Here is an 18,568-nt window from a genome sequence, read left to right on the forward strand (position 1 = left end):
AATGGTCGCACCTTTTTCATTCTTCCCCATACCCTACAAATTACATATTTTAAAATTTGTGCAATTAATTTTTGGTAGTGTTACAAGAATTAGGTATTTTTGCAAGGTGAAAGCAAAAATTATGGTTCGAGGACAAAATTCATAGTTCCTTTCCGCCATGTTAATTGAGCCTTCCTATCAACAACTAAGACCAAGAGCGAAAACGCCTAAAGCCAACGTTATGAAACCAACCTCTTGAAACGATCATACCCACCAGAGTACGCCTAAGCACTTTTTTCATGCTGTCATTGCGGAAACATGGTGGTCAATTCGTATTAAAAATAAGAAATTTCTAAAAATGTTATATAACTAAATCGTTTATTTATGAACTACCGCTTTTCTGAACTAACAAAAAAGACGATGATGTCTTTTTGCGTAGCAGCGTTATGTGGTGGGTTCGCAGCTTGTACCGACGACTATGACCTTGACGACCCGGGCAACTATCCGAGTTGGCTTGGCAATAGTATTTTCGACGAGCTAAAAAATCCTAACCAAAACGTGCTGACCGGTACATTTAACAACTATGTCAAACTCATTGAGGACCTGGGCTATGCCGAGACATTGGCAAAGACAGGTTCTAAGACCGTGTTCCCCGCCAACGACGAGGCTTTCGCGAGGTTCTTCAGCAACAACAGCTGGGGCGTGAGCAGATACGAGGACTTGACGGAGGCACAGAAGAAACTTCTGCTCTACAACTCCATGCTCGACAACGCCATTCTCGTCGAGCTGCTCTCTAACGTGTCTGACGGAAAAACATCCGTTGCTTCCGGTATTGCCATGAAGCACCAGACGGGTGCCAATGTCATCGACTCCGTGTCATACTTCTATGGAGCCACAGACCTACCAAAGAACAACAAGTATTGGGATTGGTACAACAGCCACGGCATCAACCTCGTCATGGACGGCACACGTCCTATGATGGTACACTTCACCGCCGAGCAGATGACAGCCAACGACATCAGCACAACTGGCGCCAACAGCGACTTTGCCATCATCACTGGTGAGGAGTACAACGACTCTGCGGCAACAGCCTACATCTTCCGTGACCGCATCATCAGGCCCGACGTTACCTGCCAGAATGGTTACATACACCAGATGCAGGATGTCATCGTGCCTCCGGGCAACATGGCTGAGCTGCTCCGCACTAATCCAACAACTACCATCTTCAGCCGTATGCTTGAGCGCTTCAGCGCACCTTACTACAGCCTGTCGGTGACAAACAACTACAACGACTGGGCAGTGGCAAACGGTAAGACTACCATCGACTCCATCTTCCAGAAGAGGTATCTCAGCTCTTACTCACAGGGAGGTACACTCCGTGACGACCCGAACGGTACCACTCTGAGCACCGACTATGTGCTGCCTTACGATCCAGGATGGAACGCATACTACACACAGGGTACCAACAGCAACCTGAGCGATGTGGCTGCAATGTTCGTTCCTTCTGACGAGGCAATGAAGAAGTACTTCCTCCCCGGTGGCGAGGGTGCATTCCTTATTAACCGTTTCGGCAGCTTCTCCAACGACGAGGAGCATCTCATGCAGAACATCGACTCGATTCCGCAGGACATCGTCTGCGCTTTCGTGTCAATGCTTATGAAGAGCTCGTTCATCGCCGCAGTACCAAGCAAGTTCGACAATGTTCCCGATGACTCCAACGACCCGATGGGACTCACCATCGACGAGATCAGCAAGACTGAGGACGGAAAATACGATGTGAAGATTGCCAACAATGGTGTCATCTACATCCTCAACACCGTACACGCCCCCAACAAGTATGTTGCTGTATCGGCTCCCGCCCTGCTCAACAAGGACATGAGGGTTATGAACTGGGGTATTTTCAACAAGACCAACCGCGACCAGAACTATGGTCTGGGTCTTAACTTCTATGCATACCTTCTGGCCATGGATGCAAACTATGGTCTGTTCATCCCCAACGACGCAGCGTTCGACAAGTACTATATAGACCCAATCTCATTGGCCACACAGCCACGAGTGCTGCACTACTTCTATAACTCCAGCAAGTCTCCGTACATCTTCTGCTCGGCAAGGAACTTCAACCCCACCACCGGCGAGATAAGCAATGACAGTACCATCCTTACTAACTCGCAGTTCCCCGTAACTCAGTTCATTGATATCCTCAACACTCACACTGTGGTGCTTGAAGACGGCGAGGAAATGGGAGCTAACAAATACTATAAGACAAAGAATGGTGGTACCATCTATTTCGACAAGGCCAACAGCACCGTTATGGGTGGAGCACAGATGGACAACGGTGTGGCACCATCCAGGATTCTTCAGGTTGACAACCAGAAGAACGGTAAGTCGTACACCCTCGATCACGTCATAGAGATGCCACAGAACTCCGTATACAAAGTTCTCTCCGGCACACAGCAGTTCTCTGACTTCTTCGACCTTTGCAACGATGACCGTGCCGACTCCATCCGTGAGTTCGCAGGTATCTCCACAAAGACCATTGAGGGAACAAAGATTTCTCCTATGACACGTTTCTACACCTTCCGTACTGGTGTAACCGGTTACTACGGTCTTGACTTCAACGTCAACTACTTCAGCTCTTACAACTACACCGTCTACGCTCCCGACAACAGCGCTATGGAGATAGCACGCCAGAAGGGCCTGCCCACATGGGACGACCTTTACGCAATCTTCAAGCAGCATGTTGATTCCGAAGATGGCGATCCTGCCAAGATACAGGCACAGGCTGAAGTACTTGCAAAGGTAGAGGCCATCAACGATTTCATCCGCTACCACTTCCAGAACAACTCCGTTTATGTTGACAATACCGTTGGCAGCGGCGAGTACATGACCGCTGCTTCCGATACTCTCGGTATCGCCTACAAGGTTAATGTAGTTGGAGGCGGCAACAAGTTCACCGTTATCGACGGTTCCAACCAGTCTGTTGAAGTCAACGGCAACGGCAAGCTCATCAACAAGATGACCCGCGACTACGTGTTTGCAAAGTCTGCACAGGACGCACGCAACCTTACTACTAACTCCATATCCACTTCCTCATTCGCTGTCGTCCATGAGATTGACAAGCCTCTCTGCAAAAACGCCGACGGACGCTACGACGGCATGTGGGCATCAGCAAAAGCCAAGAAGGGGCTCGTGGAGCATAGAAACCTCTTCCTGCAAAGGCAGAAAGAAATGTATAGGAAATAATACCCACCACGATTATGAAAACAAATAAGATAAAATACCTGCTCCTGGCAGCATTCGCAATGGTCTCCGCCTTTGCCTCAGCTCAAGGAATACGTATATCGGGTACCGTCATGGCTCCTGATGGACCGGTGATGATGTGTAATGTCACCGAGCGTGATGCCAACAACCGTATCGTCTCTGCATCGCAGACCGACATCAACGGTAACTTCTCTATGGAAATCAAGAGCACGGCCAACAAGCTCCAGGTTTCCTATATCGGCTACAAGACCAAGACTGTGCCTATCGGCGACAAGACGGTCTTCGACATCGAGATGGAAGACCAGCAGACTCTTAAGGAGGTTGTTGTTGTCGCAAAGAAGCGCTTCAACCACGGTGGTCTGGCCATTCCTGCCAACGAGGTGTCTGTAGCATCCCAGACGTTCGACATGAGCAACGTGGAAGGTCTTGCCTTCACCTCTGCCGACGAGGCTCTGCAAGGTCAGATTGCCGGTCTCGACATCGTTGCCAACTCCGGTAACCTTGGTGCCGGTACATCAATGCGCCTGCGTGGTGTCACCTCCATCAACGGTAGTGCCGAGCCTCTGATTGTTGTCGACGACAACATCTTCGACAACCCCGACGCGACCTTCGACTTCCAGAACGCCAACGAGGAGACATATGCCTCACTGCTCTCCATCAACCCGCAGGATATCGCCGACATCCAGGTCCTGAAGGATGCCGCCGCCACCGCCATCTGGGGCTCACGTGGTGCAAATGGTGTTATCCAGATACGCACGAAGCGTGGTTCGCGTGGTGCTACGCGCATCGACTACTCGCTCCGCGTGCAGGCAAGCTGGCAGCCCAAGGGCTACAACCTGCTCAATGGTGACGACTACACCATGATGCTCAAGGAGATGTACTACAACCCGTCACAGAGTGCGTCCTCAACGACCAACATCAACGAGATCAACTACAACAAGAGCTGGGCTGAGTATGAGAACTGGAACAACAACACCGACTGGGTAGATGCCGTAACACAGACGGGCTGGAGCCAGTACCACTACCTAACAATAGCCGGTGGTGGTGAGAAAGCCAACTTCCGCATCTCTGCCGGTTACGACCACCAGAACGGTACCATCATCAAGCAGTCGCTTGACCGTTTCTCCACCAAGCTGGCTCTCGACTATTTCGTCAGCGACCGTATCACCTTCCGCGTGACATTCCCGCTGACCTACACCAGCAACAACCGTAACTTCGACGACAACATCCTCGGACGTGCGCAGAAGGTGTCTCCAAACATGGGCATCTACCGCCAGAACGCTGACGGCAGCAACACCAACGAGTACTACACCATGCTGCCTACAGGTGGCGACTACGCGGGCTCTACTGCTCCAAACACTTCTTCCAAGGAGCTTGAATCCATCCGCAACCTCGGCAACCCTGTAGCCATTGCCAACCTTGCATGGCGTCACGAGAAGACTTACCGTATCTCGCCTGAGTTCAAGCTCGACTACAAGCTCCTCGGAACAGACGACGACAAGACCAAGCTCGACTATACCGGTATGGTATACATGGACATCTATGCCTCAAGTACACCTAAGTTCTGGCCAGGCTCTCTCTTCACAAAAACTTGGACAGACAGCAACTACAACCGTAACGAGAACAACGAGTACAACTCTCTCGGCTTTACCACACGCCACACCCTGACATTCACCCCGGCATTCAAGAACAAGGACTGGTATGCCACCATGTTCGGACGTTGGGAAATGACAACCGGTAACAACAACAGCCAGTACCAGCTACGCGTCAACACACCTAACGATGTCAACTCCACCAGTGTTGACGGTGGTGACCTCAGCGACATGAAGACGGGCAACGGACAGTGGCGTAGCATGTCGGCACTCTTCAACGGTCACTTCTCATACAAGAGCCGCTACTCGCTCGGTGTCTCTGTACGCGCCGACGGTACAACTAAGTTCGGTGACACCAAGAAGTGGGGTTACTTCCCCGGTATCTCCGCACGTTGGAACATCAGCGACGAGAAATTCATGAAATGGGCCAACAAGTGGCTGTCCATGCTCTCCTTCCGCCCGTCATGGGGTATCGTAGGTAACCAGCCGGGCAGCGAGTACCTGCAGTACGCGCGCTACGCTACGGGCGCTATCTATGGACAGGTTGGTAACAACGACGGAACAACCTACCTGGAGGCACTACAGCTCAACAAACTGAAGTGGGAGAAGACCACACAGACTAACCTTGGAGGTGACTTCGGTTTCTTCAACGGACTCATCACCGGTGATTTCAACTACTACTACAAGAAGACACGCGACCTGCTCATGAAGGACGTGCGCATTCCTTCAACAACCGGTTTCAGCACATTGGCATGGACCAATGTCGGCGACATGGAGAACAAGGGATGGGAGCTTAACATCGAGGCCAACAAATTCATCAACATCGGTAAGTTCTCAATGAGCGCCAACTTCAACATCTCACAGAACTTCAACAAGATACTGGCTATGGACGAGAGCGTGCTCGAGTCTATCAACTCCGACTGGGATGCCTCGAAACGAGGTTCTTACCTCAACCGCATACAGATTGGCAACCCTCTGGGTTCTATCTACGGTCTTAGATTCAAGGGTGTATACCAGTATACATACGAGTACCTTATTAATATGAAGGAGCGTAACAACTGGTCGGGCGAGGACCTCCGCAACTACATCAACAACGAGTTCCTGCCAAGCGGCAAGACGGCTCCTATCGCTATCGACAACGAGGGCAAGGTGCTTATGAGCTCTACAGGCGAGCCTGTTCGTCAGGTATACAACTTCAAGGACGGCTCCTCTACTTATAAGTTCCAGGGCGGTGACGCCATCTACGAGGATATCAACAACGACGGACAGATCAACTCACTCGACATCGTTTACCTCGGCAACTCCAACCCGAAGGTCAGCGGAGGTTTCGGCTTCAACTTCTTCTGGGGCAGCAACTGGTCGCTCAAGACTTCGTTCAGCTACCGTGCCGGCGTGAAGGTTGTCAACAGTGCTAAGATGGGACTCGAGCAGATGTTCAACGCATACAACCAAAGCTCTGCCGTTAACTGGCGCTGGCGCAAGAACGGTGATGTCACCAACATCCCACGCGCCATGTTCGATACCGGTTACAACTTCCTTGGTTCCGACCGCTACGTTGAGGATGCTTCATTCATACGTATGAGCTACATCCAGCTGGTTTACAACTTCAACAAGAAGCTGCTCAAGGCACTGGGCATGCGCAGGCTCCAGCTTAGCATCTCTGGCCAGAACCTCTTCTGCTGGTCAAAGTATAGCGGAACAGACCCTGAGCACTCTGCAGGCGCATGGGGTATCGCATATGACAACTCGCAGACTCCTCGAAGCAAATCTGTGACGATGAACATTAATGTTGGATTCTAAAAACAGAGACATATATGAAATTCAATAATATAATAAAGATGATGGCGGTGGCAGCAGTAGCCGTTACGGGTCTGTCCAGCTGCGATGATTTCCTGACCATCTATCCTACCGACAAGACCATCGGCGAAGACTTCTGGAAAACTAAGGAGGACGTCGACAACATGGTCACAGGAGCATACAGCAGCATGCTCTCCTCAGAAATACAGCGCAGAGCCATCATCTGGGGTGCATACCGCTCCGACGAGCTTGTCAAGAACTCCAGCTTCAGTAGCACCGACCTTGACAATATCTCTGCTGTAAACCTGCTGCCCACCAACGGCTACAACAGCTGGGCAAGCTTCTACAGCGTCATCAACCGCTGCAATATCGTTCTTAGCCATGCAGAAGCTGTTATGGAAGAGGACCCGCAGTTTACACTTGGCGACTACAACACTGCCCGGGGCCAGATGCTTTCATTGCGCTCACTCTGCTACTTCTATCTGGTAAGGGCATTCCGCGACGTACCATACACCACACAGTCTTACGAGACGGATGACGTCAACATGATTATTGCCCAGACCAGTCCCGACAGTGTGCTACAGCACTGTATCGACGACCTGGAAGAGGCTTCTAAGTATGTGTTGAAGACTGGTGCCTATGGTAGAGGCAACTGGCGCAACAAGGGTTACTTCACCCGTGATGCCGTCAACGCACTGCTCGCCGACATCTATCTCTGGCGCGCATCGATGACCAAGAGTGCAAGCGACTACGAGAAATGTATCGAATACTGCGACAAGGTTATCGAGGCCAAGGACCTGTACTACCGCGAGAACCACAACATGGCCGCAAGCGCTGACAAGAGCAATATCTATCACCTCACATCAGGTTCCATCGCATTCTCTACGATTTTCGGCTCCTCTTACGGAAATGCCGAGGAAAGCATTCTGGAATGGCAGTACGATGGTACGGCAAACACCAACATCGGACTGGAGAACCTATACTACATGACAGGTTCGGAAAAAGAGCACAAGAGCTACGGCGAGGTAATGGCATCAAGCGTATTCAACGTTGTTGACGAGAATGCAAGCAATTCTAACGGACGCAAGATGTACCAGTCGAAGAACGACCGCCGCTTCTGGGACAATGTCTATGAAGTAGGCAGTGAGGAAGCATCCGAGCTGTACGTTAGAAAGATGATTGGTACTGATGGCTACCTACAAGGCACAACCGTACCGACAGTGGGAATGTCACGTACAACAAGCCGCGCCTTCAAATATTTCCGTCAGAACTGGATTGTTTACCGACTCACCGACGTGATGCTTATGAAGGCTGAGGCACAGGTGCAGCTGGCTACAAGCGACGAAGACGAACTCCTCACAAAAGCATTCGCGCTCGTACAGACCGTAAACAAGCGCTCTATGCTCTCTAACGCTACCGACACTCTGAAGATGGCCGACTTCAAGACCATTGATGATATGGAGCAGCTCGTTCTCGCAGAGCGCGGACGCGAGCTGTGCTTCGAGGGCAAGCGCTGGTTCGACCTCGTGCGCTACGGCTACCGCCACATGGAAGGCGTGGACATCACAACCAAGCTCGCCGACAGAGCATCATGGCCAGCATTGAGCAAGAACATGATGAAGATTGTCACAAGAAAGTACGAGAGCGGTGGTGATGCCGTATCGTTCAAGATGAAGAGCGAGCCATATCTCTACTTCCCGATACAGCGAAGCGAGATTAACGTGAACAGTCTGCTCAAGCAGAATCCGGTTTACTTCGATGATGAAACAACAAGTAAAAATTAGTCAACAATGAAAATGAACAATTATAAGAAGCTTATTTGCAAGATTGCAGCCGTGGCATTCCTACCCGGCATGATGGGCCTTGCAAGCTGTAGCGAGGACATCGACGAGTCCAACCTCTACACCTTCACCGGCGAGACCATCGAAGACTATCTTGCCAACCGCCCTGACCAGTTCAGCAGCTTCAACTACATATTGCAGCGCGCAGGTCTCGACAAACTAATGTCGGGATATGGTACTTACACCTGCTTCGCTCCTACCAACGAGGCGGTAACAGAATACATCGACAGTCTGTACAACGACCAGGAGAACAAGGAACTGCCGCACAACGGCATGACGGAGAACTCACTGGAGGGACTCACCGACTCGCTGTGCAACGACATCGCCAAGTTCCACATCGCAGCAACAGAGGTGATGGCCATCAACATGGAAAGCGGTATGACCATCAACACCATGCTGGGACGTGACATCAACACCAACATCGACTCCATCACCGGCTCTACCATCATCAATGCCTACTCACACATCACGTCGATGGACAACGAGCTGGAGAACGGTGTACTGCACGAGATTGACCATGTCATCAGACGCTCCAACCTGCTCGTAGCAGGTGAGATGGAGAAACATCCCGACCTGTTCACTCTCTTCTCACAGGCTCTGAAGCTGACCGGTCTTGCCGACTCGCTGACCAAGCAGGAGAGGAAGCTCACTCCTCCTGCCAACAGCTACAACTTCTATACTCCGGAGAAGGCTATTCTCGGTTACACTATCTTTGCAGAGACAGACGACGTGCTCGCTGAGAACAACATCAACAACATCGAGGACCTTATCAGTCACGCAAACGACGTTTACGGCAACTGCGCCGCGGAAGGCTCAGGCTGGTACGACTACTACCGCAACAACGGTATCACCGTCAGCACAGGCAACGACTACCAGAGCCCATACAACTGTCTGAACATGTGGGTACGCTACCACATCATCAGCCAGCGCGTGCCTTACGACAAGATGGTCATCGACTGGAACCAGGTGACGAAGGTTCCTCTCTATGAGTACTACGAGACCATGCTGCCCATGACCCTCGTAAAGGTTATACGCAGTGCAAAGGCCGGTGCCGGCAAGCTCTTCCTCAACCGCTATGAGGCCAACAGCACCCTTACCGACCAGGTGGCAGAGCTTGGCTCAGACGCCATCCATCAGGTTGTTGACGGACACTCAGGCATAGAGATTGCCAAGGACAACATCCAGGCTCTCAACGGCTACCTACATCCTATCAAGGGCATGCTCGAGTATGAGTCTTGGGTTCCAAAGGGAGTGCTCAACGAGCGCATACGCTTCGACGTTACCGCAATGACAAAGGAGCTTGGATCAGCTAACTTGCGTGGCGCACTGGGTGCTGAAATCAATGCACTCAATGGTAGCAAGACCGGTACCGACGGAAACCTCGGCGGTGACTACGTACGTATTCCTATCGACTTCTCAGAGAATATGGTCATCTACAACGGTGAGTCTACACGTCTCTACTACCTCGCCGGACGCGAGAACAACTGGAACAACTACCAGGGCGACGAGTACAACTCCAAGGGTAATGTGGACCTCGCCTTCCGTCTGCCTCCTGTACCGGACGGCACTTATGAGTTGCGCGTAGGCGTATCGCTCAACGGCAACCGTGGTATGTACCAGTTCTACCTTGGTGAGGGCACAAACAACCGTACACAGATGGAAGCACTCGACATTCCTCTCGACGAGCGTACTGTTATTGTCAACAACGCCGACGGCTCTCCAGACCCGACAACGGGCTGGACACTCTACACCGCAATGGAAGACCTTGGAGTAGAGACTGACAACAACATGCATAACCTCGGATGGATGCGCGGACCTCTCTACTACACAGTAGGTAAGGGAACGTCTACCGTTGCACGCTCCACAACAGGTTCTATCCGACGCATCGTTACCCGACGTGAGTTCAAGCAGGGCACATACTGGTTCCGCATCAAGTCGGCACTTGACGATGACTCTCGTCAGATGTACTTCGACTATATGGAACTTGTTCCTGTAAATGTCTACAACAATACCCGTTATCTTGAGGACATGTATTAAAAATTTGGATTATGAAAAACTATAGAATATTCAATAACGCAAAAGTAGTCATGGCAGCCCTCGCAATGGGCGCCATGGCCACGGCTTGCTCCGACTGGGACGACCACTATGAAGCCAACAGTTCCGTAACAGGCTCGTCTTCGGCAACCCTGTGGGAGAACATCAGCGCAAACGATAACCTCAGCGAGTTTGCGCAGCTCGCCAAGAAGACGGGCTACGACAAGGTTCTTCAAAGTTCACAGACCTTCACTGTATGGGCACCGCTGAACGGCACATTCGACTTCGAGACTCTCAACAACTCTGATGTCACCGAGCTGACCAACGAGTTCATGAGAAACCATGTCGCACGTTTCAGCTATCCCGCCTCTGGCCCCGTCAACGAGAGAGTGTTCATGCTCAACGAGAAGATGAACATCTTCCAGGGCAACGGCACTTACCAGATGGGTGACGTGAAGCTGCAAGACATCAACATCGCAAGCAGCAACGGTACCATGCACACTATTGATGGCAAGCTCAAGTTCAACTATAATATCTTTGAGAGCCTCAACACCAAGACGTACGCTCTGGACTCCATCACGGAATACTTCAAGCATTTCAACCATGAAATCCTCGACCTTGACGCCAGCGTAAAGGGACCGGTAGTGGATGGTGAGATTACATACCTTGACTCTGTAAAGGTTGAGTACAACCAATTGTGCAACTTAATTAATGCACACATCGACCGCGAGGACTCCACCTATACCATGATAGTTCCTACCAACGAGGCATGGAACAAGGCTATGGCAACTCTGGACAATTACTACAAGTACATACCGAGCTACCAGTACTTCAAGGAGTTCCCACAGACTCTCAAAGGTGCAGACGCAAGCCAGGTTGACTATGACCTGATTGACGATGTATATCTTGCAGACTCGCTCAAGAAGCTATTCCTTGTTGCAGACCTTGCGTTCAACAACAAGTATTATGGCAACGTTAAGCTGCCGGAACTACAACACGGTGAGTCTCTGCAGACCGACTCCTTGGTAAGCACCGTATACGACATTCTCTATACCGAGGATGCAAAACGTCTGTTTGATGGCACCATCGCCAAGAAAGAGAAGAGCAACGGCTATCTATGGATAGCAGACTCTCTGCACGTCCGCCCATGGAACTTATGGAAACCGGAAGTTATAGTACAGGGTGAGATGACAAGCCGGGTTGCGGGAACCTTCAACGGTACAGTAAGCAGGGTAAACGTAAACTCCATCAACAAAAACCAGAATGTAGAAGGCAAGCTCTCAAACAACGCATACGCTGAAGTGCGCCAGACATCTTCTTCCGGTAACCCGGAGGTTGACTTCTATCTGCCAGGCGTTCGCGCTGGTAAGTACATGCTCTACGTGTCTATTGTACCAGCCAACATCGACAGCACAATGTACGTGACATCAGTTCTGCCCAACCGTCTGCAGGTTAAGTGCGGCTACCACAATGAGAAAGGCAAATATGCAGAGAAATCATTCCCCGGCTACTTTGAGAATGATGTCACAAAGGTTGACGAGGTTAAGATTGGTGAGATTGAGTTCCCAGTCTCTACCGCCGGCCTTGACAACGCCATGCCGTATGTACGTCTGCTCAGCCGTGTAACCAGTAACATCTCAGACAAGTACGACCGTACAATACGTATTGACTACATAAGACTGGTTCCAATAGAGCTGTACGACTATCTGCAGGAGAATCCTGATTACAAATACTATCAGAGCCTTTACTAAGTCTCACTATTAAATTCCGAAAACAATGAAAAGAAATAATATTCTTTGTTTAAGCGTTGTCCTTGCCTTTGGTGTCAGCACAGCTGCCTTCGCACAGGACGATGTCACATACGACGATGGAGCGGAGACTACTGTTGTCAAGAAGAAAGCCCAGGCCAAACGGCCCACCTACCCCACCAAGGATGTAAAGGGTACGGTTATTGACGCCGTTACAAAGGCTCCATTGGCAGGTATTCAGATACAGACGCTCAACGACCGTAACTATGCCGCCATGACAAACGAGAAGGGTGAGTTCACCATCAAGGTGCCTACATTCGCCACTGCTCTCTATGTTCATGCCCCACAGTACCTCAGCCAGCAGGTAGCTATTGGCGACGGTGAGGTGCGGGTAGTGCTCATTGCCGACAAGTTCAAGAGCATGTACGAGAACACCACCGATGTGACAGCCAGTTCCAAGTCTACCATCAGGACTACTGTCTCGCAGACCGTAGAGACTGACATAGAGAACAATCTCGGTGCCGACGTGCACACCGTCACACGCTCTGGCGGCCCTGGCTACGGTGCGGCTATGTTCGTTCGTGGTCTCAGCTCGCTCAATGCCAACGCCCAGCCACTCATCGTTGTTGATGGCGTGGTAAAGGACATGCAGACCACACGCAACTCTCTCCACTATGGCGACTACAACAACCTGCTCCTCAACATCAACCCAGAGGATGTGGAGAAAGTGACCGTACTGAAGAACGGCAATGCCATCTATGGTGCCAAGGGTGCCAACGGTGTCATCCTCATCGAGACCAAGCGCGGACGCTCCATGGCGACACGCATCGATGCCAACATAGGCATTGGAGTGACACTGGAGCCTACACTCCCCGACATGATGAACGCATCGCAGTACAGGCTCTACGCCTCAGAGATGCTCGGTACTCATCCCGACATCAACAAGTACGACATCGACAGGTTCAACTTCCTGAACGATGACCCTAACGGCTACTACTACAAGACATACCACAACGACACCGACTGGACAAAGGAGGTTTACCACACAGCACTCACCGAGAACTTCAACATCAACGTGCAGGGTGGTGACAACGTTGGTATGTACAACCTCTCACTCGGATATACCGACGGACAGAGCACGGCACGCGAGAACGGCTTCAACCGTCTGAGCGTACGCTTCAATACCGACATCAGCGTGATTGGAAACCTCTCTACACGCTTCGACATGTCGTTCACAAAGGTCAACCGCGACGTCTTCGACAATGGTGCTCCCGAGAGCTTCTCTGCCGCACCGGTATCGTCGCCGACATTCCTTGGACTTATCAAGGCTCCTATCCTCAACCCTTACACCTACAACCAGAATGGACAGCTCTCATCGACGCTGGCTGAGGAGGACAACTTTGTATCTCTGCTCGACAACAACCTGACACTCGGTAACCCGACAGCTCTCCTTGAGAATGGTAACGCCATCAACAAGAACCGCGTGGAGAACACTGAGTTCAACGCTATCATCGCTCCGAAGTATCAGTTCAACGACCACTTCTACATCCAGGAGACTTTCAGCTACGGCCTGAACCGTAACTCACAGCGCTACTACCGTCCGACAGGAGGTATGCCTACATTCCTTATTGACGGTATCGGACGCGTGCAGAACATGGCCATGTCACTGTTCTCCAAGGAGACAAGCGTAATGAGCGACACACGTCTGCAGTTCACAAAGCAGCTCGGCGCTCACTTCCTCGATGTATACGGAGGCATGCGCTTCACATCGTTCTCGTTCGACAACAACCAGCCTCAGGGCCAGTATGCGAGCGCTGCCAACGACAAGACACCTAACATCTCCAAGGACATGGAGTTCAAGGAGTCTTACGGTGTTGACGACGCATGGAAGAACATTTCATGGTATGCCAACGTAGACTACAACTACCGTAACCTCTACTTCGCACAGGTTGCCATGTCTTTGGAGTCCAGCAGCCGCTTCGGCGAGAATGCCAGCGGACTCGGCCTGGCAGGCGTGAAGTGGGCTTATTTCCCAAGCGTACAGCTCGGATGGGCTATCAGCAATGAGAAGTGGTTCCCACAGACCAATGCCATCAACTACCTGCTCCTCCGCGCAGGCTACGACATCACCGGTAACGACGATATCAACAACTACGCCGCACGCACATCGTTCAGCGTTGTCAGCTACCTCAACAAGTCGGCAGCACACCTGCTCGACAACATCGGTAACGACGAGATTACCTACGAGAAGACCGGACAGCTGAACCTCGGCTTCAAGTCATTCCTGCTGAACAACCGTCTCGGCATCGACTTCAACTACTACATGCGTCACACCACCAACCTGCTCACCCTGAAGAGCTTCGACAACCCTGTAGCTGGTATCAACAACTACTGGAGCAATGGCGGCAGCATGGACAACAACGGTTTCGAGGTTACTCTTACAGCCAAGCCTGTCGTATCAAAGGACTTCAACATCGAGGTGGGCGCAAGCGTTGGCCACTACACCAACAAGATCAAGTCTCTGCCTAACGATGACAAAATCTATCTCAACGGAAAGAAGGACGCTGTCGGCTACACATCTTCTATATATGGCACCGACAACATCGCTACCATCGTAGGACAGGCAGCCGGAAGCTTCTATGGCTACAAGACAGCCGGCGTATTTGCTGACGACAAGGAGGCCGCTGCAGCAGGCAAGGACGGCTACCTCTACCTCACCGACAATACTGGCGCAAAGCAGTACTTCAGGGCTGGCGACATGCACTTCGTCGACATCAATGGAGACGGTGAGATCAGCGAGGCCGACAAGACCATCATCGGCAACCCGAACCCGGACATCTACGGAAACATCTTCGCTTCCATCATGTGGAAGAACTTCACTCTGAGCCTCGGCTTCAACTACTCACTGGGCAACGACGTGTTCAACTACTCACGCTCTATCCTTGAGGGTGGCAACAACTTCTACAACCAGACCACAGCAATGACAAACCGCTGGCGTCAGGAGGGACAGCAGACCGACATCCCACGCATCAGCTTCGATGACGCAATGGGCAACTCTCGCTTCAGCGACCGCTGGATAGAGGACGGAAGCTATCTCAGGCTGAAGACACTGAACCTCTCATACAAGGTGCCTGTAAACAGCGAGTGGCTCCAGGGACTGACCATCTGGGCAGAGGCTTCCAACCTCTTCACACTTACCCACTACCTTGGCAGCGACCCAGAGTTCTCTGCTTCCAACAGCGTACTCTATCAGGGTATCGACCCAGGCAACATAGCTCTTAGCCGTGCTTTCACATTCGGACTGAAGATTAATCTTTAAACTTCCTGTAACAATGAAAAAACTGATATTATTAGCAGCTATATTCGGAATGTTCCTCACAACCACTTCGTGTGAGGACATTCTGGAAACCGAGTCTGAACAGATTGTCTTCGACCCGGCACTCGACCAGAAGACCGACTCCATGTTCTATACTCTTGCCATACTGAAGAGCGTTCAGCTGGCAATAGACCAGAACGTGCTCATCAACGAGATGCGAGGTGACCTCACCGAGACAAACATGTACACACAGACAGACCTGCGCGAGCTTGCAAACTTCTCGGCTACAGCAGCCAACAAGTATGACTCGGCATACGTGTACTACCGTATCATCAACAACTGCAACTACTACATCGCACACCGCGACACCATGCTTATGACTGGTAGTACGAAGGTGGCCATACCTGAGTATGTAGAGGCTCTTGCCGTTAGGGCATGGGCATACATGCAGCTGTGCAAGCACTATGGCACGGTAGACTTCTATACCACTCCTATCACGAGCATCTCCGAGGCCAACGCGCCAAAGGAGAAGAAGGACATGGCGGGCATCGCCAACGCTCTGTTGCCAGAGCTGGCTCAGTACAAGCAGATTGATGTGCCAAACTATGGTGAGATTGATGCCGGTAGCACCAACTTCGGTGTAAGCAAGAAGGTGAACTCCCGCAAGATTATGTTCCCGGTTCTACTCGTCATGGGCGACATCTATCTTGAGACCAACCAGTACGAGCAGGCTGCAAAGTGCTACTTCGAGTACTTGAACATGCAGAGGATCAGACAGCGCAACTTCTTTATCGCACCATTGTTTGAATATAGCTATCCAGACAACATAATGCCACCGATGTCAGGATACTACACCGTGGATGAATTTTGGAGTTCGATATTCACCGTTTCACCTAACGTGTCTAACGAGATTATTACCTACGTACCGATGGCAGTAAACGGATTGAGGGGTACCACCACCAACCTGCCAAAGCTGTTTGGATACAACTACTACACGACAGATGTGGACACTACGGACAACAAGTCACAGACAAGCGGTAGCGACATGTACATTCTGGAGCGAGAGATAGAGCCGTCACAGCAGTATATCAACCTCTGCAACAGTCAGGACTGGTACTACAGGCCAAGTGAAAGCTTAACCGACATTCTCACATCAAAGCTGGGTGACTTGCGCCGACAAGTTACTGTACAGACTGTACAGAAGGGCGACTCCGCATTCAGACTTATGACCAAGTATAACGGTGGCAACATAAATATTTACCGCGCTTCCACTGTTTACCTGCGTCTTGCCGAGGCTCTCAACCGTATGGGCTATCCCGATGCTGCGTTCATGATACTTAAGGACGGCATGTCATACTCAAAGCTCGACGAGGCTGGCTACCTGAAGCCAGAGACCATCGAAATGCTGACAACAACTATTCCTTTCTTCAGCGAGCAGAACATGAACAATTTCACAACAGAAATTCGGAATATCGGTATACACTCACATGGTGCCAACGAGACCCAAGGCCAGTACAGCCCATATCAGTACGTGGAGGTATTGGCAGGCAAGCTGGCTGAGCTGAAGGAGCAGGGTGTGAACGTACAGGACACTCCCGAGGACAGCATCAACGCCATGGAGGATATCATCTGTGACGAAATGGCTATGGAGCTGGCATTCGAGGGCAACCGCTTCGCAGACCTTACACGTATCGCCAAGCACAAGAATGCTGACCCACTCTATGGCAGCAACTACGGCAGCTTGTGGCTCGCCCGCAAGCTCGCATACAAGAACCCAGTCAAGGACCTCACACAGGAAATCAACTGGTATCTGCCAATGAAGTAATAAAAGGAACAGACATAAACCTATAGTCTTACCCCCGGCTCATCTCTTAAAAGAGAGGGCCGGGGGTAAGTTTTTGGTTCATCAGAGATATGGTTTGATGTTTTACAGATTATTATTCATGAAGGGAGTCTAATATATTTGCCATAGTCAACGAATACCTTTGCAACACCGATAAGGTTAATAACCTTACTGGCGAAAGGTTAATAACCTTACGGCCTTAAGGTTATTAACTTTATCAGCAAAGATAGCAATATATACATACAATGCAACAATAAGTAATTCAAGTTTCGCAAGTAGTAAAAAGGAGATAAATGAAGATAAGAGGAGATAAATGACATGAGTCGAGTTTAATCAGCACGTGCTGGAAACTACAGACCTTCAAATTTATCGTTCAAAATGACATTCGACCTTCGCCCCCAGCCCTTTGACCTTTGACCTTCGCCCCTCACCCTTTGACCTTCGCCCCCAGCCCCCAAAAACGTTAAATATTCTTTTTTTCGAAAAAATATAGTACTGATAAAAAAAATATTGTTATATTTGCAGAACCTAAACCATAGTATTGCAATAATACCATTTAGATAAATAATACAATTTAAAAGCTGGTGCGCATGCGCCAAGCCTCGGACTAACCAAAATTGTACTGTATTCTATGAATCTAACAGCCGCTATAGGCGATACTTACATCGAGATGAGAAGCAGTTTGCTGTCTATATTCCGTCAGGTCAACATTCCAGAAGAGGAATGTAAGGACTTGGTGCAGGAAGTTTTTGTCAGGCTGCTCCGCATTGACACACTGCATATAGAGACCATACGCGGCATCACCTTCACCATAGCCATGAGAATACGTACAGACTACCTTCGCCGACGGGCATTCCTACACAAGCTATATTCCAATGCTGCCACCGCAGACATCTATGACGCCGGATATGACGACACATCGTTCGATGCAAAGGAGATAGCAGAGGCAGAGAGAGAGATTGTAGGCAGCATGACGGCTACCAACCGCCGCATTTACGAGCTGTCGCGCTTCGAGGAGAAGAACTACCACGAGATTGCCGACATCATGGACATGAGCTACAGAGCCGTGGAGTCAAGAGTCTACCGGACGAGGATGGAGGTGAGAGGAGGCATAAGGAAGCTGTTCGGAACATAGCGCACGACAGCCGAGCGACAAG

The 18,568-nt window shown here is 50.6% G+C and carries 8 protein-coding genes; all 8 read left to right on the plus strand.

The features are described 5' to 3' along the window. Positions 1 to 399 precede the first annotated feature (399 nt). Positions 400 to 3,222 (plus strand): hypothetical protein, encoded by a 2,823-nt coding sequence (locus CIL02_RS03930; RefSeq protein ID WP_141210120.1) that lies wholly within the window; start codon positions 400 to 402, stop codon positions 3,220 to 3,222. A gap of 14 nt (positions 3,223 to 3,236) precedes the next feature. Next, positions 3,237 to 6,632: a SusC/RagA family TonB-linked outer membrane protein gene (locus tag CIL02_RS03935; RefSeq protein WP_094399262.1), complete on the plus strand. Its 3,396-nt coding sequence runs from the start codon at positions 3,237 to 3,239 to the stop codon at positions 6,630 to 6,632. Positions 6,633 to 6,646: 14 nt separating this feature from the next. Beyond that, positions 6,647 to 8,413: a RagB/SusD family nutrient uptake outer membrane protein gene (locus tag CIL02_RS03940; protein ID WP_094399264.1), complete on the plus strand. Its 1,767-nt coding sequence runs from the start codon at positions 6,647 to 6,649 to the stop codon at positions 8,411 to 8,413. Between the two features lie 6 nt (positions 8,414 to 8,419). Further along, on the plus strand, positions 8,420 to 10,507 hold the full coding sequence (locus CIL02_RS03945) for a fasciclin domain-containing protein (RefSeq protein WP_094399266.1): 2,088 nt from the start codon (positions 8,420 to 8,422) through the stop codon (positions 10,505 to 10,507). A gap of 11 nt (positions 10,508 to 10,518) precedes the next feature. Continuing rightward, positions 10,519 to 12,255: a fasciclin domain-containing protein gene (locus CIL02_RS03950; protein WP_094399268.1), complete on the plus strand. Its 1,737-nt coding sequence runs from the start codon at positions 10,519 to 10,521 to the stop codon at positions 12,253 to 12,255. A gap of 25 nt (positions 12,256 to 12,280) precedes the next feature. Beyond that, the gene (locus CIL02_RS03955) at positions 12,281 to 15,571 is read left to right on the plus strand and encodes a SusC/RagA family TonB-linked outer membrane protein (protein WP_094399270.1); all 3,291 of its coding nucleotides are present in this window, start codon (positions 12,281 to 12,283) and stop codon (positions 15,569 to 15,571) included. A 13-nt stretch (positions 15,572 to 15,584) separates the two neighbouring features. Next, positions 15,585 to 17,393: a RagB/SusD family nutrient uptake outer membrane protein gene (locus CIL02_RS03960; protein WP_141210121.1), complete on the plus strand. Its 1,809-nt coding sequence runs from the start codon at positions 15,585 to 15,587 to the stop codon at positions 17,391 to 17,393. Between the two features lie 649 nt (positions 17,394 to 18,042). Beyond that, positions 18,043 to 18,546 (plus strand): RNA polymerase sigma factor, encoded by a 504-nt coding sequence (locus CIL02_RS03970; RefSeq protein WP_094399276.1) that lies wholly within the window; start codon positions 18,043 to 18,045, stop codon positions 18,544 to 18,546. Positions 18,547 to 18,568: the final 22 nt, after the last annotated feature.

Source organism: Prevotella sp. P3-122 (genome assembly GCF_002251365.1).
GTDB lineage: Bacteria > Bacteroidota > Bacteroidia > Bacteroidales > Bacteroidaceae > Prevotella.

Coding starts and splice junctions, on each gene's coding strand:
- CIL02_RS03930 (WP_141210120.1), top strand. CDS start 400: ATGATGTCTTTTTGCGTAGCAGCGTTATGTGGTGGGTTCGCAGCTTGT.
- CIL02_RS03935 (WP_094399262.1), top strand. CDS start 3,237: ATGAAAACAAATAAGATAAAATACCTGCTCCTGGCAGCATTCGCAATG.
- CIL02_RS03940 (WP_094399264.1), top strand. CDS start 6,647: ATGAAATTCAATAATATAATAAAGATGATGGCGGTGGCAGCAGTAGCC.
- CIL02_RS03945 (WP_094399266.1), top strand. CDS start 8,420: ATGAAAATGAACAATTATAAGAAGCTTATTTGCAAGATTGCAGCCGTG.
- CIL02_RS03950 (WP_094399268.1), top strand. CDS start 10,519: ATGAAAAACTATAGAATATTCAATAACGCAAAAGTAGTCATGGCAGCC.
- CIL02_RS03955 (WP_094399270.1), top strand. CDS start 12,281: ATGAAAAGAAATAATATTCTTTGTTTAAGCGTTGTCCTTGCCTTTGGT.
- CIL02_RS03960 (WP_141210121.1), top strand. CDS start 15,585: ATGAAAAAACTGATATTATTAGCAGCTATATTCGGAATGTTCCTCACA.
- CIL02_RS03970 (WP_094399276.1), top strand. CDS start 18,043: ATGAATCTAACAGCCGCTATAGGCGATACTTACATCGAGATGAGAAGC.